This is a genomic window from Azohydromonas sediminis, from assembly GCF_003574675.1.
Classification (GTDB): domain Bacteria; phylum Pseudomonadota; class Gammaproteobacteria; order Burkholderiales; family Burkholderiaceae_C; genus Calidifontimicrobium; species Calidifontimicrobium sediminis.
This window is the reverse complement of the sequence record NZ_QOAZ01000019.1, coordinates 19,366-40,948: the sequence shown is the minus strand read 5'-3', so window position 1 is coordinate 40,948 and position 21,583 is coordinate 19,366. Positions and strand designations below refer to the sequence as shown.

Here is a 21,583-nt window from a genome sequence, read left to right as displayed (position 1 = left end):
CGGCGCGACACCGTGGCCGGGCGCTCAGGGCAGCGTCGCGGCGCCACAGCACTTCTTGTACTTCTTGCCGCTGCCGCAGGGGCACGGGTCGTTGCGGCCTGGCTTCGGCGCGACGCGCACCGTCTCGGGCCGCGGCGCGTGGTCCAGCCAGTACACGCGCAGGTCCTGCACCGCGTAGCAGGCCTCGTCGATCAGGTCGTCGCGGTCGAGCGTCTGGCCGGGGTAGTGCTCGGCGAGGTACTGCGCGAGTTCGGCCTCGCCGAGCGTCAGCGCGACGACGCCCATCAGCGCGTCGCCGTAGAAGCGGCCGTCGTCGGTCGACACGTCGGGCTCGGGCCAGTCCTGCGCGAAAGCCTGTGTCGCATCGAGGAAGCCCTCGGCCCAGATGGCGCCGGTGGGCGGCAGCCGCGCGATGTCGGCCTCGCTCAACGCGCCTTCGGCGAGCAGGCGCGCGCGCGACTCGTCGCCGAGGTCGGACATCAGCGGCGCGAGCCGCAGGCGGTCGGGCTCGTCGAGCAGCGCCTCGGGGTCGAGCTGGCGCGCGATCACGTTCCAGCGGCCCATCAGCGCAGCCATCGCCTGGCGCACGTCGTCGGGATCGGCGAAGGTGCGCTCGAACGCGTCGCCGAACATCGCCGGCAGCCACTCGCTGGGCATCACGGTGCGCGGGCCGGCGAGCAGCGCCGTCATGAAGCCATCGACCCACTCGAGCGAGACGTCGCGGTTGAAGCCCGCGAGCCGCTCGCACACGGCCTCGAGCGCGTCGATCTCGGCGTCGGAACTGGTCGGTGGCGGGGGCGTCGACATGGTCGACAGTGTCGCAGGTATGCTGGCTGCATGCACCGCCCGACCCCACGCCGTCCACCGCTGCGTCCGACGCATCTTGCGATCGCCACCGCGCTCGCGGGGATCCTCACCACCGCCGCTGCCGGCGCCCCGGCCGCCGTGCTGATCTTCGGCGAGCAGCACGACCAGCCCGACCAGCAGCGCCAGGTGGCCGACGAGGTGCGCGACCGCGCCGCGGCCGGCACGCTGGCCGCCGTCGTGCTCGAGATGGCGGACCGCGGCCGCGACACGCGCGGCCTGCCGCCCGACGCGGGCGAGGCGCAGGTGCGCGAGGCGCTCGCGTGGAACGGCTGGCCGTGGGAGGCCTACGCCCCCGTCGTGATGAACGCGGTGCGCGCGCGCGTGCCGGTGCACGGCGGCAACCTGCCGCGCGGCGCGATGCGCGACGCGATGCGCGACGAGACGCTCGACGCGCAGGTCGCCGACGGCGTGCGCGCGCTGCTCGCGCGCGAGGTGCGCGACGGCCACTGCGGGCTGCTGCCGGCGAGCCAGGAACCGGGCATGGTGCGCATCCAGATCGCGCGCGACCGCGCGATGGCAGACACCGTCGCCGCGCTGGCCGCCGACGCCGGCGGCCGCGACGTGCTGCTGCTCACCGGCGCGCAGCACGCGTCGCGCGACCGCGGCGTGCCGCTGCACCTGCCGCCGGCGCTGCCGGTGCGCATCGTGATGTTCGGCGCGCCGCTCGCGGGCCTCGTCGCCGACGAGTGGCGGGCCGCCGCCGTGACGCCGCAGCCCGACGCCTGCGAGCAGCTGCGCGAACAGCTGCAGCGGCGTCCGGCCGCGCCGCGCTGACCCGACGCGACGCTGCGCGTTCCCGTGTCGAGCCCCCGCCCGCCGCCCGTCGCCGCGCCCGCCGCAGCGGCCACGGCGGGACAGCCGGCCGAGACTGCCTTCTGGGCCGGCCCGACCGCCGCGCGCCTGCAGGCGCTGCGCTCGCGTCCCGAGGGCCTGGACGCCGCCGACGCCGCGCAGCGCCTCGCGGCGCACGGCCCGAACGCGGTCGCCGAGGCCGACGCCGCCGGCCCGTGGCGCCTCGCGCTGCGCCAGTTCCAGAGCCCGCTGGTGCTGATCCTCGTGTTCGGCGCCGTGGTGTCGATGGCCCTCGGCGACTGGCTCGACGCGGCGATCATCCTCGCCGTCGTGTTCGGCAGCACGGCGCTCGGCTTCGCGCAGGAGTACCGCGCGTCGAACGCGGTGGCCGCGCTGCGCGCGCGGCTGGCACTGACCACCCGCGTGTGGCGCGACGGCCAGCTCGCCACGGTGCCGGCGCGCGAGCTGGTGCCGGGCGACGTCATCGAGCTCGCCGCCGGCCACCTGATCCCGGCCGACGGGCGTGTGCTCGCCGCCACCGACTTCCTCGTCGCCGAGGCGAGCCTGACCGGCGAGTCGTTCCCGGTCGAGAAGCGACCGGCCGACGACGTGCCGGCCGACGCCGCGCTGGCGCAGCGCGGCAACGCCGTGTTCCTCGGCACCTCGGTGCGCAGCGGCACCGCGCGCGTGCTCGTCGAGCGCACCGGCGCCGACACCGCGTACGGCGCGATCGCCGAGCGCGTGCGCGCGCGCGAGCCCGAGACCGAGTTCGCGCGCGGCATCCAGCGCTTCGGGCGGCTGCTGGTGCGCGTGATGGTCGTGATGGTGCTGTTCGTGCTCACCGTCAACTACACGCTCGGCCGCCCGGCGATCGACTCGCTGCTGTTCGCCGTCGCGCTCGCGGTGGGGCTGTCGCCCGAGCTGCTGCCGGCGATCCTGAGCGTCACGCTGTCGGCCGGCGCGCGGCAGATGGCGCGCGAAGGCGTCATCGTGCGCCGCCTCGAGGCGATCGAGAACCTGGGCAGCATCGACGTGCTGTGCACCGACAAGACCGGCACGCTGACCGTCGGCCGGATGACGCTCGACGCCGCGCTCGACGCCGACGGCCGCGACAGCGCCGACGCGCTGCACTGGGCCTGCCTGAACGCCGCGTTCGAGACCGGCATCGACAACCCGCTCGACGCGGCGCTGGTGGCCGAGGCCGAACGGCGCGGGATCACCACGGCCGGCTGGCGCAAGGTCGACGAGATCCCGTACGACTTCGAGCGCCGGCGGCTGACGATCGTCGTCGCCGACGAGCGCGACGGTGCCGACGCGGCGACGCACCTGCTGATCACGAAGGGCGCGGTCGCGCAGGTGCTCGCGCAGTGCACCGGCGTCTGGCGCGACGGCACCGCGCAGCCGCTCGACGATGCGACGCGCGAGCGCCTCGACGCGCAGGCCGCCGGGCTCGGCCAGCGCGGCCTGCGCGTGCTGGCGCTGGCACTGCGGCGGCTGCCGGCGCAGGCCGACTACGACCGCGACGACGAGACCGGGCTCGCGTTCGCCGGCTTCCTCGCCTTCGTCGACCCGCCCAAGCCCGACGCGGCGGCGACGCTGCGCGCGCTGACGGCGCTGCACGTCGACGTGAAGGTGCTGACCGGCGACAACCGCCACGTCGCCGCGCACGTCGCGCGCGCGGTCGGCCTCGACGCGCAGGCGCTGCTGACCGGCGAACAGGTCGCGGCGATGCGCGACGAGGCGCTGTGGCACATGGCGCCGCGCACCGTGCTGTTCGTCGAGCTCGACCCGCAGCAGAAGGAGCGCATCGTGCGCGCGCTGCAGCGCACCGGCCACGCGGTGGGCTACCTCGGCGACGGCATCAACGACGCGCCGCCGCTGCACGCGGCCGACGTCGGCATCTCGGTCGAGGGCGCCGTCGACGTCGCGCGCGAGAGCGCCGACGTCGTGCTGCTGCACAGCGACCTCGGCGTGCTCGCGCGCGGCGTGCAGGCCGGCCGCCGCACGATGGCCAACACGCTGAAGTACATCGGCATCACGACGAGCGCCAACTTCGGCAACATGGTCAGCATGGCGCTGGCCACGCCGCTGCTGCCGTTCCTGCCGCTGCTGGCCAAGCAGATTCTGCTCAACAACTTCCTGTCGGACCTGCCGTCGATCGCGATCTCGACCGACCGCGTCGACGCCGACCAGCTCGCGCGCCCGACGCGCTGGAGCATCGACGACACGCGCCGCTTCATGATCGTGTTCGGGCTGGTCAGCAGCGTGTTCGACCTGATCACGTTCGCGCTGCTGCTGAAGGTGTTCGACGCCGGCGAGCGCGAGTTCCAGACCGCCTGGTTCGTCGTCTCGGTGCTGACCGAGCTGGTCGTCGTGCTGGTGCTGCGCACGCGCGCCGCGGCGTGGCGCAGCGCGCCGAGCCGGCTGCTGTGGACGACGACGGTGGCCGTCGGGCTGGCCGCTGTGCTGCTGCCGTACGCCGGGCCGGTGGCGGCGCTGTTCGGGCTGCAGGCGCTGCCGCCGACGCTGCTCGTCGCGGCGCTGGCGATCGTCGCCGGCTATGCGGCGAGCACCGAGCTGGCCAAGCGGGTCTTCTACCGCGCGCGCCCGCGCCGCCGGCGCGCCGTCACGCCGCGCTGAGCGTCTCGCTGACCGCCGTCGACGGCGCGGCGGCGCACGCGCGGCGCAGCACCTGCGCGCCGGCCATCACGTCGTGCAGGATCTCGGGCACCTCGAACACGGCGCGGTTGTCGATGCGGCGCACCGCCGCCTGCAGCGCGGGCAGACGCGCGACGACTTCGTCGACCGCCTCGCGCACCGTCGCGAAGCTGCGGTGCACGACGCCGACGCCCTGCTCGCGCACCCACTGCGCGTTGTAGCGCTCCTGCGGCATCGTCCAGCGGTTGAGCGTGACGACGACGGGCAGCCCGCAGTGCACCGCCTCGCTGACGCTGCCCGGCCCCGGCTTGCCGACGAAGTAGTCGCCCAGCCGCATCCAGTGCGCGACGTCGGGTGTGAACTCGACGACGACGCGCGGTGCCGCGGCTGGCATCTCGCGCAGCCGCTGCGCGAGCTCGCGGTTGTGGCCGCACATCAGGATCAGCGGCCGGTCGGCGAGCCGCCGCGCGATGCCGAGCATCGCGCGCGAGCCGTGGCCACCGAACAGCACGACGCCCACCGGCCCGTGGCCGTCCAGGCCCAGGCGGCGGCGCTCGGCGTCGCGGTCGACCGCGGGCGGCGCGTAGAAGTCGGGGCGCAGGATCATCCCCGACGTCAGGTGCAGCTGCGGCGGCGCGTAGCCGGCCGCGCGCGCCTGCGCCAGTGCCTGCGGCGTGCCGCACACCAGGTGCTGGCGCTGCCCGGCCTCGATCCAGAACCGCGGCGGGTGGTCGGCGAGGTCGGTCATCACGGTCACGAACGGCACGCCGGGCAAGGCGCTGGCGACGCTGTCGTACAGCGCGCGGTTGAAGTTGGGCACCAGCGAGACGACGAGGTCGGGCTCGGTGCGCAGCCAGTGCTGCTGCAGCGTGCGCACCAGCGTCGGGTGGGCGAGGCGGATGCCGGCCTGCAGCAGCTTGAGCTCGTGCGCGAGGCCGAGCGTCCAGCCACGCTGCAGGCGCTTGTTGTACAGGTCCTCGGGGTCGAAGCCGGTGAGCTTGCGAAACAGCCCCTGCGGGTCGAGCACCTGCGTCAGGTTGACCAGCCGCACCGTCCACGGCCGGCGCTGCGTACGGATCACGGCCTCGAGCGCCTGCGCCGCGGCGCGGTGGCCGCCGCCGGCGTTGAAGTACACCAGATCGACCGTCGCCTTCGTCGTCATTGCCGCCGCCCGTCGGAGATGGCGGCGATGCTCGGCACGGCCGATGACGGCGCGATGACCGCGCCGCGTCGGCCGCGTGACGGCGTGGCCGGCCGCCCTACACGCGCTCGCCGACCCAGCCCGCGACCGACGCGAGCGCGCGCGGCAGCGCCGCGGCATCGGTCCCGCCGGCCATCGCCAGGTCGGGCTTGCCGCCGCCCTTGCCGCCGACTTGCTGCGCGACGAAGTTGACGAGCTCGCCGGCCTTGACCTTGCCCGTGCTGTCGGCCGTCACGCCGGCGGCGAGCTGCACCTTGCCGCCGTCCACCGTCGCCAGCACGATCGCCGCGGTCTTGAGCTTGTCCTTGAGCTTGTCGAGCGTCTCGCGCAGCGTCTTCGCATCGGCGCCTTCGAGCGTCGCGGCGAGCACCTTGACGCCCTTGACGTCGACGGCCTGCGCAACGAGTTCGTCGCCCTGCGCGCTGGCAAGCCGGCCCTTGAGCGCCGCGACCTCCTTCTCGAGCGCACGCACGTGCTCGAGCACGGCCGCGACGCGCTGCGGCGCCTCGGCCGGCGCGACCTTCAGCGCGGCGGCCACGCCGTCGAGCGTTGCTTCGAGCCGCTGCAGGTACGCGAGCGCGCGGTCGCCCGCGACGGCCTCGACGCGGCGCACGCCGGCGGCGACGCCGGTTTCCATCACGATCTTGAACAGGCCGATGTCGCCGGTGCGCGCGACGTGCGTGCCACCACACAGCTCGCGGCTCGAGCCGATGTCGAGCACGCGCACCGTCTCGCCGTACTTCTCGCCGAACAGCATCACCGCGCCCATCTTCTGCGCCTCGTCCAGCGGCACGACGCGCGCCTGCGTCGCCGCGTTGGCGAGGATCTCGGCGTTGACCAGCGCCTCGACCTGCGCGATCTGCTGCGGCGTCATCGGCGCCGGATGGCTGAAGTCGAAGCGCGTGTGCTCGTCGTTGACGAGCGAGCCCTTCTGCTGCACGTGGCCGCCGAGCACCTCGCGCAGCGCCTTGTGCATCAGGTGCGTGACGCTGTGGTGGCGCATCGTGCGCGCGCGCCGCTCGGCGTCCACGCGCGCGACGAACACGTCGCCGAGCTCGACCTCGCCCTCGACGACGCGGCCCTGGTGACCGTGCACGCTGGCCTGCACCTTGACGGTGTCGTCGACGACGACGCGCGAGCGCGCGTTGCGCAGCTCGCCGCGGTCGCCGACCTGGCCGCCGCTTTCGGCGTAGAACGGCGTGTGGTCGAGCACGACGACGACGTCGTCGCCGGCGCGCGCCTTCACGACCGGCGTGCCGTCGACGTACAGCGCGACGACCTTGCTGTGCTCGCACACCAGGTGCTCGTAGCCGTGGAACGCGGTCGCGTCGCCGGTGTATTCGAGCCCCTGCGCCATCTTGAACTTGGCCGCTGCCCTCGCCTGCTCGCGCTGGCGGTTCATCGCGGCATGGAAGCCCGCCTCGTCGACCGTCACGCCGCGCTCGCGGCACACGTCGGCCGTGAGGTCGAGCGGGAAGCCGTAGGTGTCGTGCAGCTTGAATGCGAGCTCGCCATCGAGCTGCCTCGTGCCCTGCGTCGCCATGTCGGACAGCGCGCCTTCGAGGATCTCCATCCCGTTGGCGATCGTCTGGAAGAAGCGCTCCTCCTCCTGCTTGAGCACGTCGGTGATGCGCACGAGGTCGCGCCGCAGCTCGGGGTAGGCGTCGCCCATCTCGGCGGCCAGCGGCGCCACCAGCGTGTGGAAAAAGGGCTTGCGCGCGCCGAGCTTGTAGCCGTGGCGGATCGCGCGCCGCGCAATGCGGCGCAGCACGTAGCCGCGGCCCTCGTTGCCGGGGATCACGCCGTCGGCGACCGTGAAGCTGCACGCGCGGATGTGGTCGGCGATGACCTTCAGGCTCGGCGTCTGCAGGTCGGGCACCTTCGGGCCGCCGGCAGCCTGCACGGCCTCGCGTGTGGCCGCGAGCAGGTTCGCGAACAGGTCGATCTCGTAGTTGCTGTGCACGTGCTGCAGCACCGCGGCCAGCCGCTCGAGGCCCATGCCGGTGTCCACGCTCGGCTTGGGCAGCCGGTGCATCTGGCCGTCTTCGGTGCGGTTGAACTGCATGAAGACGTTGTTCCAGATCTCGATGTAGCGGTCACCGTCGGCGTCGGGCGAACCCGGCGGACCGCCGGTGACCTCGGGACCGTGGTCGTAGAAGATCTCGGAGCACGGGCCGCACGGGCCGGTGTCGCCCATCATCCAGAAGTTGTCGCTCTGGTAGCGGCCGCCCTTGTTGTCGCCGATGCGCACGACGCGTTCGGCGGGCAGGCCGATGACCTTGACCCAGATGTCGTAGGCCTCGTCGTCCTCGGCGTAGACGGTCGCCCACAGGCGGTCGGCCGGCAGCTTGAAGTGCTCGGTCAGCAGCTCCCACGCGTAGACGAGCGCGTCGCGCTTGAAGTAGTCGCCGAAGCTGAAGTTGCCGAGCATCTCGAAGAACGTGTGGTGACGCGCGGTGTAGCCGACGTTTTCGAGGTCGTTGTGCTTGCCGCCGGCACGGATGCACTTCTGCGCGGTGGCGGCGCGCGTGTACGGCCGCTTGTCGAAGCCGAGGAACACGTCCTTGAACTGGTTCATCCCGGCGTTGGTGAACAGCAGCGTCGGGTCGTCGCCGGGCACCACCGGGCTCGACGGCACGATGGTGTGGCCCTTGGACTCGAAGAACTTGAGGAACATGGAGCGGATCTCGGCGGCTTTCATCGTCGGTCAGCGGATCGAAGGTTCGAATTGAAGGTGAGCGAGGTAGATCGGCACGCCGATGCGGCGCGCGGTGTCGGCGAGCTGGCGGTCCTTGGTCGCCAGCGGCAGGCGCTGCTGCAGCGCCGCGTCGAGGTAGCAGGCATCGTAGGCGCAAAGGCCCCAGTCGGCCGCGCGCTGCGCCCAGTGGCGCGCGTCGGCGACAAGCGGCAGCACCCGCAGACCGACGACGCGGATGCGGTCCCAGCTGTCGTCGATCGCATCGGGCGTGATCCGCCCTGCACGCAGCGCGCGCGACAGAATGTTGCCCATCTCGAGGTGCCACAGTGCCGGCACGAAGGCTTGTGCCTCGTCGAGCGACTGCCACACGGCAATCGAGTACGCGTCCTGCTCGTCCTCGAAGAAGGCGCCGAGCGCAACCGAACTGTCGAGCACGAACCCACCCGCCAGCATGCTCACCGGCGGCCCTCGTCGCGCAGCGCCTTCCAGTCGAGGCCGAGCCGACGGCCGCGCGCCGAGCGCAGCAGCGCGTCGACCGCAGCGCGCCGCGCGGCCGCGTCGGGCTCCGTACTGCCGACCGGCACCAGCTTGGCCACAGGCTTGTTGTGACGCGTGATCACGACCTCCTCGCCGCGCTCGGCGCGCGCGATCAGTTCCGACAGGTGCGTCTTGGCCTCGAACAGCCCCACCGTTTCCATCGCTCGTTTTCCAGCCGATTGCATGTCACGCTGTTGGTTGAATCAACCAAATTCTAGCCTGCCATCGGCGAGTCAGGTGGCTGCGGTGTAATCGGGTTCCGTCTCGACGACCTGTGTCCCACCCGATGAACGACGCGCCGCTCGCCCGCATGGTCGCCGCGCTGCTGCTGGCGGCGGGGCTGGTGCTCGCCGGCTTCCTCGTCGGCACCGGGCTCGAGCGCTTCCGCATGGCCGACCGCTCGGTCACCGTCAAGGGGCTGGCCGAGAAAGACGTCGAGAGCGACTTCGCGACATGGACGCTGACGTTCCGCCGCGGCGGCAACGAGTTCGGCGCGGTGCAGAAGGCGCTCGCCGACGACCGCGACCGCGTCGTCGAGTTCCTGCGCGCGCAGGGCTTCGCCGACGCCGAGATCGAGGTGCGCCCGCTGCAGGTGCAGGACCTGTTCGCGCGCGAGTACGCGCAGGGCAACCAGCCGCTGCGCTTCAACGGCGTCGGCCGCGTCGTCGTCAAGACCGCGCGCGTGGCCGCCGTCGAAGCCGCGGCGCTCGCCGTCGACCCGCTGATCCAGGCCGGCGTGCAACTGACCGGCAACGACGACGGCCCCGGCGGCCCCGGCCCGCGCTACCAGCTGCGCGGCTTCAACGACGTCAAGGCGCCGCTGCTCGCCGAGGCCACGCGCAACGCGCGCGAGCAGGCGCTCAAGTTCGCCGCCGAGGCCGGTGCGCAGCTCGGCAAGCTGAAGAACGCCAACCAGGGCGTGATCACGATCAGCGGCAGCGACGGCCAGGGCTTCGACGACGGCAGCTCGCGCACGAAGCGGCTGCGCGTGGTCAGCACCTTCGAGTACGAGTTGCGCTGACCGATCTGCGCTGAACGGAATCCAGGAGACCCCGATGGACATGAAGACTTCCCCGCTGTCGACGCTCGCCGACGCCACCCTGCTGAGGACCGACGCGCTGATCGACGGCGCGTGGGTCGGCGGCGGCGGGCGCTTTGCCGTCACCGACCCGGCCACCGGGCTGAAGCTCGCCGACGTCGCCAACTGTAGGCCGGCCGACGCCGACGCGGCGATCGCCGCCGCCCACCGCGCCTGGCCGGCGTGGCGCGCGAAGACGGCCAAGGAGCGCGCGGCGATCCTGATGCAGTGGTTCCGCCTGCTGCACCAGTACGCCGACGACCTCGCACGCATCATGACCGCCGAGCAGGGCAAGCCGCTGGCCGAGGCCAAGGGCGAGGTCGTCTACGGTGCGAGCTTCGTCGAGTGGTTCGCCGAGGAGGCCAAGCGCGTCTACGGCGAGACGATCCCGACCACCGACCCCAGCAAGCGCTACCTCGTCATCAAGCAGCCGATCGGCGTGTGCGCGGCGATCACGCCGTGGAACTTCCCGATCGCGATGATCACGCGCAAGGTGGCACCGGCACTGGCCGCCGGCTGCCCCGTCGTCATCAAGCCGGCCGAGCAGACGCCGCTGTCGGCGCTCGCGGCGGCCGAACTCGCGCAGCGCGCCGGCATGCCGGCCGGCGTGCTCAACGTGCTGAGCGCCGACAGCGCGAACTCGATTGCCATCGGCAAGGTGCTGTGCGCGAGCGACGTGGTGCGCCACCTGAGCTTCACCGGCTCGACCGAGGTCGGCCGCATCCTCGCTGCGCAGTGCGCGCCGACGATCAAGAAGATCAGCCTCGAGCTCGGCGGCAACGCGCCGTTCATCGTGTTCGACGACGCCGACCTCGACAGCGCCGTCGAAGGTGCGATGATCAGCAAGTACCGCAACGCCGGCCAGACCTGCGTGTGCGCGAACCGGCTGTACGTGCAAGCCGGCGTCTACGACGCCTTCGTCGCCAAGCTCGCCGAGCGATCGAAGTCGATCAAGGTCGGCAGCGGCTTCGAGGCCGGCGTCACGCAGGGCCCGCTGATCGACGACCAGGCGATCGCGAAGGTCGAGGCGCACGTGGCCGACGCCGTCGCGAAGGGCGCGAAGGTCGTCGTCGGCGGCACGCGCATCGGCGAGCGCTTCTACACCCCCACCGTGCTCGCCGACGTCACCAGCGAAATGCTGTGCGCGAAGGAGGAGACCTTCGGCCCGGTCGCGCCGGTGTTCCGCTTCGAGACCGAGGCCGAGGCGATCGCGCTCGCGAACGCGACCGAGTTCGGGCTGGCGAGCTACTTCTACAGCCGCGACATCGGGCGCATCTTCCGCGTCGCCGAAGCGCTCGAGTACGGCATGGTCGGCATCAACACCGGGCTGATCTCGACCGCCGAGGTGCCGTTCGGCGGCGTCAAGCAGTCGGGCCTCGGACGCGAGGGCTCGCACCACGGCATCGACGATTACGTCGAGATCAAGTACCTCTGCCTCGGCGACCTGAACCGTTGAGCGCGCCCGACATCGTCGAGATCGCCGGCGTCAAGCTCGAGGTCGGCGACGACCTCGATCCCGCGGTGCGCGAGGCGATGCGCGCCGGCACCTACGAGGCGCCCGAGCTGCGCGCGCTGGCGGCCACCTTGCAGCCCGACGACGTCGTGCTCGAGCTGGGCACCGGCGTCGGGCTGCTGTCGACGTTCTGCGCGCAGCGCATCGGCAGCGACCGCGTGCACACCTTCGAGGCCAACCCCGAGCTCGAGCCGCGCATCCGCACGACGTACCGCCTCAACGGCGTCGCGCCGCAGCTGCAGATGTGCATGCTCGGTGAACGCGAGGGCGTGCGCCCGTTCTACCTGCACGACGCGTTCTGGGCCTCGTCGGCCGAGCCCGGTGCCGGCGCGACGCGCGTCGTCGAGGTGCCGGTGCGCCCGCTCAACGCCGTGATCGAGCGCCTGCACCCGACCCTGCTCGTGATGGACGTCGAGGGCGGCGAGCACGCGCTGCTGCCGATCATGGACCTGCGGCCGTTCACGCGCATCGTCACCGAGCTGCACGAGCGCCAGCTCGGCCGCGAGCGCACGCGCGCGCTGGTCGAGCGGCTGTACGCCGCGGGCTTTCGCATCCGGCGCGACCTGTCGGCGTGGGAGGTCGTCTGCCTCGAGCGCACCGGCGACGAGGACCCCGCACGCCACGTCGCGCTCGACGAGGTGTTCGACAGCGCGTGGCGGCTCGGCGACCACTGGGCCGCCGAGTGCTTCGACGAGCTGATGGCCGTCGTGCCGCCCGGCAGCCGCTACGCGCTGATCGACGACGACGCGTGGGGCAGCCTGCAGGTGCTGCCGCGGCGCACGCGCGTGCCCTTCGTCGAACTCGACTGCGAATACGGCGGCGCGCCGGCCGACGACGCCGCGGCGCTGGCCGAGCTCGAGCGCCAGCGCGCGCAGGGGCTGCAGTTCGTCGTCGTCGCCGCCGCGTGCGACTGGTGGCTGCAGCTGTACCCGCGCTTCGCGCAGCGGCTGCGCGCCGCGGGGCCGCGCGCAGTGCACGACGACGGGCGCTTCGTCGCGTTCGACCTGCGCTGATCGCGCGGCCGCCCGCCACTCAAAAGGCCGGCGGCAGCTCGTCGTTGGCCGCCGTCGCGGCACCGCGCTCGACGCGGTTCGCGAAACCGGCGCGCCCGACGCTCGCCGCCGCGGTGGCCTGGCCGATCGCGCGGCGCAGCAGCGAGTCGGCGTCGCGCCCGTGCTCGGGGTAGTCGCCGATGCCGACGCTGACGGCCAGCGTCGCCGTCGTGCCGGCCACCGTGAACGGCTGCTGCAGCGCGGTGACGAGCTTGTCGGCCACCAGCCGGCTCGACGCGTGCTCGTCGATCCACGCCAGCAGCACCGCAAACGTGTCGCTGCCCAGCGCCGCGACGACGTCGCTCGCGCGCAGGCCCGCGCGCAGCCGCACCGCGGCCTTGCGCCGCAGCACGTTGGCCGCCTCGACGCCAAGGTTGCCCGCGACCGTCGCGAGTCCCTCGATGCGCAGCACCAGCAGCGCCATCGGCGCCGGTTCGCGCTCGCGCAGCGCGAGCAGGTGCGTCATGTGCTCGAGCAGCTGCGCGTGGTTCGGCAGGCCGCTGGCGAGGTCGGTCGCGTAGGCCTTGCGCGCCGCACGCTCGATCGCCTTGCGCTCGATGCCCAGGCGCAGCGAGCGCGCCAGCGTCAGCGCGCTGGCCTCGGCGTGGGCCAGCACGTCCTGCACGCCGCGCTCGAGCAGCGGCACCGCCAGCGACGGCGTCACGACTGGCACCGCGACGACGACGGCGGCGCCGAGCGTCGCGTGCGACAGCGCGCTCCAGTGCAGCAGCCGCTGCGCGTCGCCGTCGGTGGCCGGCGCCAGGCACAGCGCGTCGACGTGGCGCTCGCGCAGCGCGGCCGCGGCGGCGTCGAGGTCGGCGCAGGCGTGCACCTCGAACGGCCCCCACGGCGACGACGACAGGTCGGCCGTGTGGCCGACGCGCAGCAGTTGGTACGGTGTGGTGTTCATGCGCGCTCCCCGCGGCCGGCGCCACGGTGGCACCGCAACGATGAGGGCCGCACGCGGCGGCCCTCGACATCTGGAGCGGGTGAAGGGAATCGAACCCTCGTATGAAGCTTGGGAAGCTTCCGTTCTGCCATTGAACTACACCCGCAAGCCGTGCAAGTGTAGCGCGGCCGGGCGCTAGACTGCAGCGTGGATCACCCCCGGAGACCGTCGATGGACAGGCGCAGCTGGTGTCGTCGCAGCATGGCCGCCGTGGCCGCGTTCGCGCTGGCGGGCCTCGGCGGCTGTGCCGGCGTGCTCGGCCGCGAGCCGCTGCGCGTGAACCTGGTCGGCGTCGAGCCGCTGCCCGGCGAGGGGCTGGAGATGCGCCTTGCGGTCAAGCTGCGCGTACAGAACCCGAACGAGGTGCCGCTCGAGTTCCAGGGCGTGTCGCTCGACCTCGACGTCGGCGGCCAGTCGTTCGCGTTCGGCGTGAGCCCCGAGCGCGGTCAGGTGCCCGCCTTCGGCGAGACGGTGCTGATGGTGCCGGCCTCGGTGTCGGCCTGGGCCGTGGTGCGCCAGGTCATCGGCCTGGCCAGCGGCGAGCGGCGTCGCTTCGACGTGCGCCTGCGCGGGCGCATGCACGGCCCAGGAATCGGCGGCGCGCCGTTCGAGTCGACCGCCGAGATCGAACTGCCGGCCTCGCTGCTCGGGCGCTGACGCGCGGCTTCGCCGGCGCGGCGCGGCGACAATGCGCGCCCCGCGCGCTCCCTACCCGCGACCGTAGCAGCCAGCCCCGATGACGACGCCCGACGACGCCCCCCCGCCCCGCCCCACCCCGCCGCGCGCGGTGCGCAGCTTCGTGCTGCGCGGCGGGCGCATCGGCAGCGGCCAGCAGCGCGCGCTGGCCGAGCTGGGACCGCGCTTCGTGCTGCCGTACACGGCCGCGCCGCTCGACACCGCGGCCGTGTTCGGCCGCCGCGCGCCGCTGGTCGTCGAGATCGGCTTCGGCATGGGCGACGCGACGGCGCAGATCGCCGCCGCGATGCCCGACCACGACTTCCTCGGCATCGAGGTGCACGTGGCCGGCGTCGGTGCGCTGCTCAAGCGCATCGGCGAACGGGGCCTGCCCAACGTGCGCATCGTGCAGCACGACGCCGTCGAGGTGCTGCGCACGATGATCGCGCCGGCCATGCTGGCCGGCGTGCACGTGTTCTTCCCCGACCCGTGGCCGAAGAAGCGCCACCACAAGCGGCGGCTGATCCAGCCGCCGTTCGTCGCGCTGCTCGCCGAGCGGCTGGCACCCGGCGGCTACCTGCACTGCGCAACCGACTGGCAGCCCTACGCCGAGCAGATGCTCGACGTGCTCACGGCCGAGCCGCGGCTCGTCAACACCGCCGACGGCTACGCGCCGCGCCCCGCCTGGCGCCCGCTGACCAAGTTCGAGGCGCGCGGCCTCAAGCTCGGCCACGGCGTGTGGGACCTGGTGTTCCGGCGGCGGGCGGACTGACGTCGCGTCAGCGACGGATCAGCCCTCGCGCGAGGTCCGGTACGGCTCCTCGAAGTCGAGGAAGTCGCGTTCGGCCAGCGCGTCGGCGCCCCACGCGGCGACACCGGGGCTCGCGAACACGCGCTCGACGTAGTCGCCGACCACCGGCGGCACCGGCAGCGCGTAGGTGCGGATGCGCCCGCACACCGGCGCGTAGTAGGCGTCGGCGGCGCCGAACGCGCCGAACAGGAAGGGCCCGCCACTGGCGGCGAGGGCGTCGGTCCACATCGCGACGAGGCGCGCGAGGTCGGCGCGCACCGCGGGCTGCTCGGCCATCACGCGCGCGCCGACGGCCGGCAGCGACGCCTCGAGGTTCTGCGGGCAGTGCTGGCGCAGCGCGCCGAAGCCTGCGTGCATCTCGGCACACAGGCTGCGCGCGCGGGCGCGTGCCTTCGCGTCGGCGGGCCAGATCGCGTGCTGCGGAAAGCGCTCGGCCAGCGTCTCGACGATGGCCAGTGTGTCCCACACCGCGAAGCCGTCGTCGTCGACGAGCACCGGCACCTGCGCGGTGGGCGTGTGGCGCGCGAGCTCGCGGTAGAACGCCGAGCCGGGCGCGAAGTCGAAGCGCAGCAGCACCTCGTCGAACGCGATGCCGAAGTGGCGCATCAACACCCACGGCCGCATCGACCACGACGAGTAGTTCTTGTTGCCGATCACGAGCTTCATCGCCGCCTCCCGCACGATCACCCCGTCCACTCTACCCAGCCGGTCCACGCCGTCAGCAGCACGATGCCGCCGAACACGATGCGGTACCACGCGAACGGCACGAAGTCGTGCGTCGACACGTAGCGGATCAGCCAGCGGATGCACACGAGCGCGGCGACGAACGACACCACCGTGCCCACCGCGAACATCGGCAGGTCTTGCCAGCGCAGCAGGTCGCGCTGCTTCCACACCGAGTACGCGCCCGCGCCTATCAGCGTCGGGATGCCGAGGTAGAAGCTGAACTCGGTGGCCGCCTTGCGCGAGAAGCCGAGCACCAGCGCGCCGATGATCGTCGCGCCCGAGCGGCTGGTGCCCGGGATCAGCGCCAGGCACTGCAGCAGGCCGACCTTCAGCGCGTCCAGCGGCGTCATGTCGTCGACGGTCTCGACGCGCGCGCGGCGCCCGCCTTCGAGGTCGCGCGCGCCGTACAGGCGCTTGTGGCGCGCCTCGACCCACAGGATCACGAAACCGCCTGCGACCAGCGCCGCCGCCACCGGCACCGGGTGGAACAGGTGCTGCTTGATCCAGCCGCCGAACGCGAGCCCGAACACCACCGCGGGCAGGAAAGCGACCAGCACGTTCAGCGCGAAGCGCTGCGCGACCGGATCGTGGGTCAGGCCGGTGACCGTCGCCATCAGGCGGCGGCGGTACTCCCACACGACCGACAGCATCGCGCCGGTCTGGATCGCGATGTCGAACGTCTTGGCCGACTCGCCGTGGAAGGCGATCAGCGACGCGGTCAGGATCAGGTGGCCGGTCGACGAGATCGGCAGGAACTCGGTCAGCCCCTCGACCACCCCCATCACGGCGGCCTTGGCCAGCAGCATCCAGTCCACGTGCGCTCCCGAGTTCGGCAAAGCGGGCGATGATAACCAGCGGCGCGCCCGCGCCGGCGCGCGGCACACGGCACGCGCATTGACCCGGCCCGCCTCGCGCGGGTACATTACTGACCAGCCGGTCAGTAAATCCATGCCTTCCAGCGAAGCCCTCGTCCCCGCCGCCCACGCGCCGGCGCGCCAGCGCCGCAAGGACGCGCGTCCGGCCGAGCTGCTCGACGCCGCGCTCGCGCTGTTCGTCGAGAACGGGTTCGCGCTGACGCGCGCCGAGGAGGTCGCCGCGCGCGCCGGCGTCTCCAAGGGCACGCTGTACCTGTACTACGCGAGCAAGGAAGAACTGCTCAAGGCGGTGATCCGCGAGCGCCTGTCGGCCGAGATCGAAGCCGGCGCCGAGCAGCTCGAGCGCTACGCCGGCCCCACCGCCGAGCTGATGCGCCAGGTGCTGATCCCGTGGTGGCAGCGGCTGCTCGACAGCCCGACCTCGGGCGTGTTCAAGCTCGTGATCACCGAGGTGCGCAACTTCCCCGACATCGCCGAGTTCTACGCGCGCGAGGTCATCGAGCCGGGCACGCGGCTGATCGCGCGCATCCTCGAGCGCGGCATCGCGCGCGGCGAGTTCCGCGCCGTCGACGTGCCCACCGCGGTGCACTCGCTGGTGCTGCCAATGATCATGCTGTGCCTGCACAAGCACACGTTGAGCGCCTGCGGCTGCGCGCCGCGCGGCATCGAGCCGGCGCGCTTCATCCGCGACCACGTCGAGCTGATGCTGCAGGGGCTGCTGGTGCAGCCGCCGCCGGCCGCGGAGCGCCGGCGATGAACGCGTGGCTTCGTCGCGGCGCGGTCGTCGCCGTGGTCGGCGCCGTCGCCGTCGGCGCCGCGCTGTGGATCAAGACGCGCATCGACGCGCGGCGCGCGGCCGCGACCGTGACCGCCGCGCCGGCGGTGGTGCCCGCGCTCGAGCTCGGCGAGCCCGACGTCGTGCGCGTCGCGCGCGTCGAGCTCGCGCGCAGCGTCGACGTCGCCGGCGGGCTGCGCGCCGTCGACACCGCGCTGGTCAAGGCGCGCGTCGCGGGCGAGGTCGTCGCCGTCACGGTGCGCGAAGGCGAGCCGGTGCGCAAGGGCCAGGTGCTGGTGCGCATCGACCCCACCGAGTACGACTGGCGCGTGCGGCAGGCCGAGCAGACGGCCGACGCGGCGCGCGCGCAGCTCGACATCGCCCGCCGCACGCTCGACAACAACCGCGCGCTCGTCACGCAGGGCTTCATCTCGCCGACCGCGCTCGACACGTCGCTGGCCAACCACGCCGCCGCGCAGGCCAACCTGAACGCGGCGCTGGCCGCCGTCGAGATCGCGCGCAAGGCGCGCGCCGATGCGACGCTGGTCGCGCCGATCGACGGCGTCGTCTCGCAGCGCCTCGTGCAACCCGGCGAGCGCGTGCCGGTCGACGCGCGGCTGCTCGAGATCGTCGACCCGACGCGCATCGAGCTCGAGGCGGCGATCCCGCCGGCCGACGCCGCGGCGCTGCGCGTCGGCGCGCCGGCGCGGCTGCGCGTCGACGGCCTCGCCGAGCCGGTGGCCGCGCGCGTCGCGCGCATCAACCCGGCCGCGCAGGCCGGCTCGCGCGCGGTGCTGGCCTATCTCGCGCTGCCGGCGCAGCCCGGCCTGCGCCCGGGCCTCTTCGCGCGCGGCAGCGTCGAGCTCGACCGCCGCGAGGTGCCCGCGGTGCCCGCGTCGGCGCTGCGCATCGACCAGGCGCGACCCTATGTCGTCGTCGTCGAGGGTCCACCCGACGCCGCGCGCGCCGTGCACCGCGCGGTGACGCCCGGGGCGCACGGACGCGTCGCTGCGCGCGAGGGTGCGGCCCAGGGCGGCGACGACTGGGTCGAACTCGTCGACGGCCCGGCCGAAGGCACGCTGCTGCTGGCCGGCACCGTCGGCCTCGTGCGCGACGGCACGCCGCTGAAGCTCACGCGCCCCGCCGCCGCGCCGGTGGCGGCCACGCGCCAGCCCTGACCGGGCGAGCCCGCCATGTGGTTCACGCGCGTCTCGATCGCCAACCCGGTGCTGGCGACGATGGTCATGCTGGCCTTCGTCGTGTTCGGGCTGGTCAGCATCCAGCGGCTGAAGGTCGACCAGTTCCCGAACATCGAGTTCCCGACCGTCGTCGTGCAGATCACCTACCCCGGCGCGGCGCCCGAGATCGTCGAGAACGAGGTCACGCGCCGCGTCGAGGAGGCCGTCAACACGATCGCCGGCATCAACCAGCTGTTCTCGCGCAGCTACGAGAGCGCGTCGGTCGTCGTCGTGCAGTTCAACCTCGACGTCGACGGCCGCCGCGCCGCCGACGACGTGCGCGAGAAGCTGTCGCAGGTGCGCCCGCTGCTGCCCGCCGAGGTCGAGGAGCCCAAGGTCTCGCGCTTCGACCCGGCGAGCCGGCCGGTGTGGACCGTGGCGCTGACCTCGCCCGACGGCAGCGTCGACGTGCAGTCGCTGACGACCTGGGCCGACCAGGAGCTGAAGAAGCGCCTCGAGAACGTGCGCGGCGTCGGCGCGGTGACGCTGGTCGGCGGCCTCAAGCGCGAGGTGCACGTCTACATGCGCCCGGCGGCGATGGAGGCGCTGGGCGTGGGTGTCGACCAGGTGGTGGCCGCGCTGCGCACCGAGACGCAGGAGCTGCCCGCCGGGGCGTTGCGCACGCGCGAGGCCGAGCGCGCGGTGCAGGTCGACGCGCGGCTCAAGCGCGTGGCCGACTTCGAGCAGATCATCGTCGCGCGCCGCGGCGGCCAGCCGGTGCGGCTGGCGCAGGTGGCCGACATCGTCGACGGGCCGCAGGAGGTCGAGAGCCTGGCGCTGCTCGACGGCCGGCGCACGCTGGCGCTCGACGTGCAGAAGAGCCAGGGCGAGAACACGATCGAGGTCGTCGACGGCCTGAACGCCGCGGTGGCGGCGCTGCGCGCCGAGCTGCCGCCGGGCATCGCGCTGGACGTCGTGCGCGACAACTCGCGCCCGATCCGCGTCTCGGTGGCCAACGTGCAGCGCACGCTGATCGAGGGCGCGCTGCTGACGGTGGGCATCGTGTTCCTGTTCCTGAACTCGTGGCGCTCGACCGTCATCACCGGGCTGACGCTGCCGATCGCACTCGTCGGCACGTTCGCCTTCATGCAGCTGTTCGGCTTCTCGATCAACATGGTCACGCTGATGGCGCTGTCGCTGTGCGTGGGCCTGCTGATCGACGACGCGATCGTCGTGCGCGAGAACATCGTGCGCCACGTGCAGATGGGCAAGACGCCGCACGACGCGGCGCTGGACGGCACCAACGAGATCGGGCTGGCGGTGCTGGCCACGACGCTGTCGATCGTCGCGGTGTTCCTGCCGATCGGCTTCATGGGCGGCATCATCGGCAAGTTCTTCCACGAGTTCGGCATCACGATCGTCGCCGCGGTGCTGATCTCGATGTTCGTCAGCTTCACGCTCGACCCGATGCTGTCGTCGGTGTGGCACGACCCGGCCATCGACCGTGAGAAGGACCACCGCGAGGGCCGGCCCTTCGCACCCAAGGGCCTGTACGACCACACGCTCGGGCGCCTCACGCACTGGTTCGACCGCGCGCAGCACAGGCTCGGCGACGGCTACGTCGCGCTGCTGGGCTGGTCGCTGAAGCACCGCGTCAAGACGCTGGCCGTCGCGCTCGCGACGATGGTCGGCGCGGTGGCCGCGCTGCCGCACCTGGGCACCGAGTTCGTGCCCAAGGCCGACTACTCCGAGACCTTCGTCACCTTCCACACGCCGGTGGGCTCGTCGATCGAGCTCACGGAGGCGCGCGCACGCCAGGTCGACGCGATCGTGCGCGAGATGCCCGAGGTCAAGTACACGCTGACGACGATCAACACCGGCCAGGCGCAGGGGCGCATCTACGCGACGATGTACGTGCGCCTGGTCGACCGCCACGAGCGCAGCCGCAGCGTCGACCAGATGTCGGTGCCGCTGCGCGAGCGCCTGGCGCGCGTGCCGGGCATCACCGTGACGCACGTCGGCCTGCTCGACCCGGTGGCCGGCAGCAAGCCGATCTCGCTGTCGGTGCAGGGGCCGGACCTCGCCGAGCTGCGCCGCATCAACGTGCAGCTGCGAGAGCGGCTGGCCGCGGTGCCGGGGCTGGTGGACCTCGACAGCAGCCTGAAGGCCGACCGCCCGACGGTCGCGGTGCAGGTGCGCCGCGACGCGGCCTCCGACGCCGGTCTGAGCGTCGGTGTGATCACGCAGACGCTGCGCCTGCTCGTGGCCGGCGACGCGGTGACGACCTGGCGCGCGCCCGACGACCACAGCTACGACGTGCGGCTGCAGCTGCACCCGCAGGAGCGCCAGTCGGCGGCCGACCTCGCGCGGCTGGGGCTGGTCGCGGGCACGAACAGCGACGGCAGCGCGCGCATCGTGCGGCTGTCGCAGGTGGCCGACGTGCTGCCGGCCAGCGGCGCGAACCAGATCAACCGCCGCGACCTGAACCGCGAGGTCGAACTGACGGCCAACACCAGCGGGCGCACGCTCGGCGAGGTCTCGGCCGACATCCAGCGCGTGCTCGACGCCACGCCGCTGCCGCCGGGCTACACCTACCGCTTCGGCGGCTCGACGCGCGACATGCAGGAGTCGTTCGCCTATGCGGTGCAGGCGCTGGCGATGGCGATCGTCTTCATCTACATGATCCTCGCGTCGCAGTTCCGCAGCTTCGTGCAGCCGCTGGCGCTGATGACGTCGCTGCCGCTGACGCTGATCGGCGTCGTCGGCGCGCTGTGGCTGTGGGGCTCGACGCTAAACATCTTCTCGATCATCGGCGTCGTGATGCTGATGGGGCTGGTGACGAAGAACGCGATCCTGCTGGTGGACTTCGCGATCCGCTCGCGCGAGGCCGGCATGGCGCGCGCCGACGCGCTGCTGCACGCCGCGCGCGTGCGGCTGCGCCCGATCCTGATGACGACGCTGGCGATGGTGTTCGGCATGGTGCCGCTGGCGTTCGCGCTCACCGAGGGCAGCGAGCAGCGCGCACCGATGGGCCAGGCCGTGATCGGCGGCGTGATCACGTCGAGCCTGCTGACGCTGGTCGTCGTGCCGGTGGTCTACGGCTACCTCGACGACCTCGCGACCTGGGTCAAGACCCGCCTCGGCGGCAGGTCGGCGTCAGCCCGCGCTGCCTAGAATCCGGAGTTGCCCTACACTTAT

General features: G+C 72.8%; 18 protein-coding genes and 1 tRNA gene. 10 read left to right on the top strand and 9 right to left on the bottom strand.

Annotated elements, in window-relative coordinates; translation table 11 throughout:
• Window positions 1-24: 24 nt before the first annotated feature.
• Window positions 25-807, bottom strand: coding sequence for a UPF0149 family protein (locus DRV96_RS11240; RefSeq protein WP_119291029.1), 783 nt, complete (start codon window positions 805-807; stop codon window positions 25-27).
• A gap of 30 nt (window positions 808-837) precedes the next feature.
• Here DRV96_RS11240 and DRV96_RS11235 point away from each other — a divergent pair, with 30 nt between their 5' ends.
• Window positions 838-1,641 (top strand): ChaN family lipoprotein, encoded by an 804-nt coding sequence (locus DRV96_RS11235; RefSeq protein WP_119291026.1) that lies wholly within the window; start codon window positions 838-840, stop codon window positions 1,639-1,641.
• 24 nt (window positions 1,642-1,665) lie between these two features.
• Window positions 1,666-4,299: a magnesium-translocating P-type ATPase gene (mgtA, locus tag DRV96_RS11230; RefSeq protein ID WP_119291024.1), complete on the top strand. Its 2,634-nt coding sequence runs from the start codon at window positions 1,666-1,668 to the stop codon at window positions 4,297-4,299.
• Here the strand turns inward: mgtA and DRV96_RS11225 are convergent.
• From DRV96_RS11225 to DRV96_RS11210, 4 genes are all read right to left on the bottom strand, one after another.
• Window positions 4,286-5,479, bottom strand: coding sequence for a glycosyltransferase (locus DRV96_RS11225; RefSeq protein WP_119291022.1), 1,194 nt, complete (start codon window positions 5,477-5,479; stop codon window positions 4,286-4,288). The two genes, mgtA and DRV96_RS11225, sit on opposite strands and share 14 nt — an antisense overlap.
• A 97-nt stretch (window positions 5,480-5,576) precedes the next feature.
• Complete coding sequence (gene alaS / locus DRV96_RS11220) at window positions 5,577-8,219, bottom strand: alanine--tRNA ligase (protein ID WP_119291020.1); 2,643 nt, start codon at window positions 8,217-8,219, stop codon at window positions 5,577-5,579.
• A 6-nt stretch (window positions 8,220-8,225) separates the two neighbouring features.
• Window positions 8,226-8,669, bottom strand: a complete 444-nt coding sequence (locus DRV96_RS11215) for a type II toxin-antitoxin system VapC family toxin (protein ID WP_119291018.1) — start codon at window positions 8,667-8,669, stop codon at window positions 8,226-8,228.
• Between the two features lie 2 nt (window positions 8,670-8,671).
• Window positions 8,672-8,914: a type II toxin-antitoxin system Phd/YefM family antitoxin gene (locus DRV96_RS11210; RefSeq protein ID WP_119291016.1), complete on the bottom strand. Its 243-nt coding sequence runs from the start codon at window positions 8,912-8,914 to the stop codon at window positions 8,672-8,674.
• A gap of 125 nt (window positions 8,915-9,039) precedes the next feature.
• Here DRV96_RS11210 and DRV96_RS11205 point away from each other — a divergent pair, with 125 nt between their 5' ends.
• From DRV96_RS11205 to DRV96_RS11195, 3 genes are read left to right on the top strand one after another with little or no spacing between them, the layout of a single operon-like run.
• Complete coding sequence (locus tag DRV96_RS11205) at window positions 9,040-9,774, top strand: SIMPL domain-containing protein (protein ID WP_210757027.1); 735 nt, start codon at window positions 9,040-9,042, stop codon at window positions 9,772-9,774.
• 34 nt (window positions 9,775-9,808) lie between these two features.
• Complete coding sequence (locus tag DRV96_RS11200) at window positions 9,809-11,287, top strand: NAD-dependent succinate-semialdehyde dehydrogenase (protein ID WP_119291014.1); 1,479 nt, start codon at window positions 9,809-9,811, stop codon at window positions 11,285-11,287.
• Window positions 11,284-12,357: an FkbM family methyltransferase gene (locus DRV96_RS11195; RefSeq protein WP_119291012.1), complete on the top strand. Its 1,074-nt coding sequence runs from the start codon at window positions 11,284-11,286 to the stop codon at window positions 12,355-12,357. Before DRV96_RS11200 ends, DRV96_RS11195 begins: the two co-directional genes overlap by 4 nt.
• Window positions 12,358-12,376: 19 nt before the next feature.
• On the opposite strand, the gene DRV96_RS11190 is transcribed toward DRV96_RS11195, so the two are convergent.
• Both DRV96_RS11190 and DRV96_RS11185 read right to left on the bottom strand, forming a co-directional pair.
• Window positions 12,377-13,306 (bottom strand): GGDEF domain-containing protein, encoded by a 930-nt coding sequence (locus DRV96_RS11190; RefSeq protein WP_235823371.1) that lies wholly within the window; start codon window positions 13,304-13,306, stop codon window positions 12,377-12,379.
• 71 nt (window positions 13,307-13,377) lie between these two features.
• A tRNA-Gly gene (locus DRV96_RS11185) sits at window positions 13,378-13,451 on the bottom strand.
• A gap of 65 nt (window positions 13,452-13,516) precedes the next feature.
• Here DRV96_RS11185 and DRV96_RS11180 point away from each other — a divergent pair.
• Both DRV96_RS11180 and trmB read left to right on the top strand, forming a co-directional pair.
• Window positions 13,517-14,002, top strand: coding sequence for an LEA/WHy family protein (locus tag DRV96_RS11180; protein WP_119291010.1), 486 nt, complete (start codon window positions 13,517-13,519; stop codon window positions 14,000-14,002).
• 79 nt (window positions 14,003-14,081) lie between these two features.
• Entirely contained in the window at window positions 14,082-14,792 is a 711-nt protein-coding gene (gene trmB, locus DRV96_RS11175; RefSeq protein ID WP_119291007.1) for a tRNA (guanosine(46)-N7)-methyltransferase TrmB, read from the top strand.
• Window positions 14,793-14,810: 18 nt separating this feature from the next.
• Here trmB and DRV96_RS11170 read toward each other — a convergent pair whose 3' ends face one another.
• Together DRV96_RS11170 and DRV96_RS11165 are read right to left on the bottom strand one after the other, a co-directional pair.
• On the bottom strand, window positions 14,811-15,497 hold the full coding sequence (locus tag DRV96_RS11170) for a glutathione S-transferase family protein (RefSeq protein WP_119291076.1): 687 nt from the start codon (window positions 15,495-15,497) through the stop codon (window positions 14,811-14,813).
• A 17-nt stretch (window positions 15,498-15,514) separates the two neighbouring features.
• Window positions 15,515-16,372 (bottom strand): undecaprenyl-diphosphate phosphatase, encoded by an 858-nt coding sequence (locus tag DRV96_RS11165; RefSeq protein ID WP_119291005.1) that lies wholly within the window; start codon window positions 16,370-16,372, stop codon window positions 15,515-15,517.
• Between the two features lie 133 nt (window positions 16,373-16,505).
• On the opposite strand from DRV96_RS11165, the gene DRV96_RS11160 reads away from it, so the two are divergent.
• From DRV96_RS11160 to DRV96_RS11150, 3 genes are read left to right on the top strand one after another with little or no spacing between them, the layout of a single operon-like run.
• Window positions 16,506-17,189: a TetR/AcrR family transcriptional regulator gene (locus DRV96_RS11160; protein ID WP_119291003.1), complete on the top strand. Its 684-nt coding sequence runs from the start codon at window positions 16,506-16,508 to the stop codon at window positions 17,187-17,189.
• Window positions 17,186-18,385 carry an efflux RND transporter periplasmic adaptor subunit gene (locus DRV96_RS11155; protein WP_119291000.1) on the top strand — a complete coding sequence of 400 codons (1,200 nt, stop codon included), beginning with the start codon at window positions 17,186-17,188 and terminating at the stop codon, window positions 18,383-18,385. Before DRV96_RS11160 ends, DRV96_RS11155 begins: the two co-directional genes overlap by 4 nt.
• 15 nt (window positions 18,386-18,400) lie before the next feature.
• Window positions 18,401-21,559 (top strand): efflux RND transporter permease subunit, encoded by a 3,159-nt coding sequence (locus DRV96_RS11150; protein WP_119290998.1) that lies wholly within the window; start codon window positions 18,401-18,403, stop codon window positions 21,557-21,559.
• Window positions 21,560-21,583: the final 24 nt, after the last annotated feature.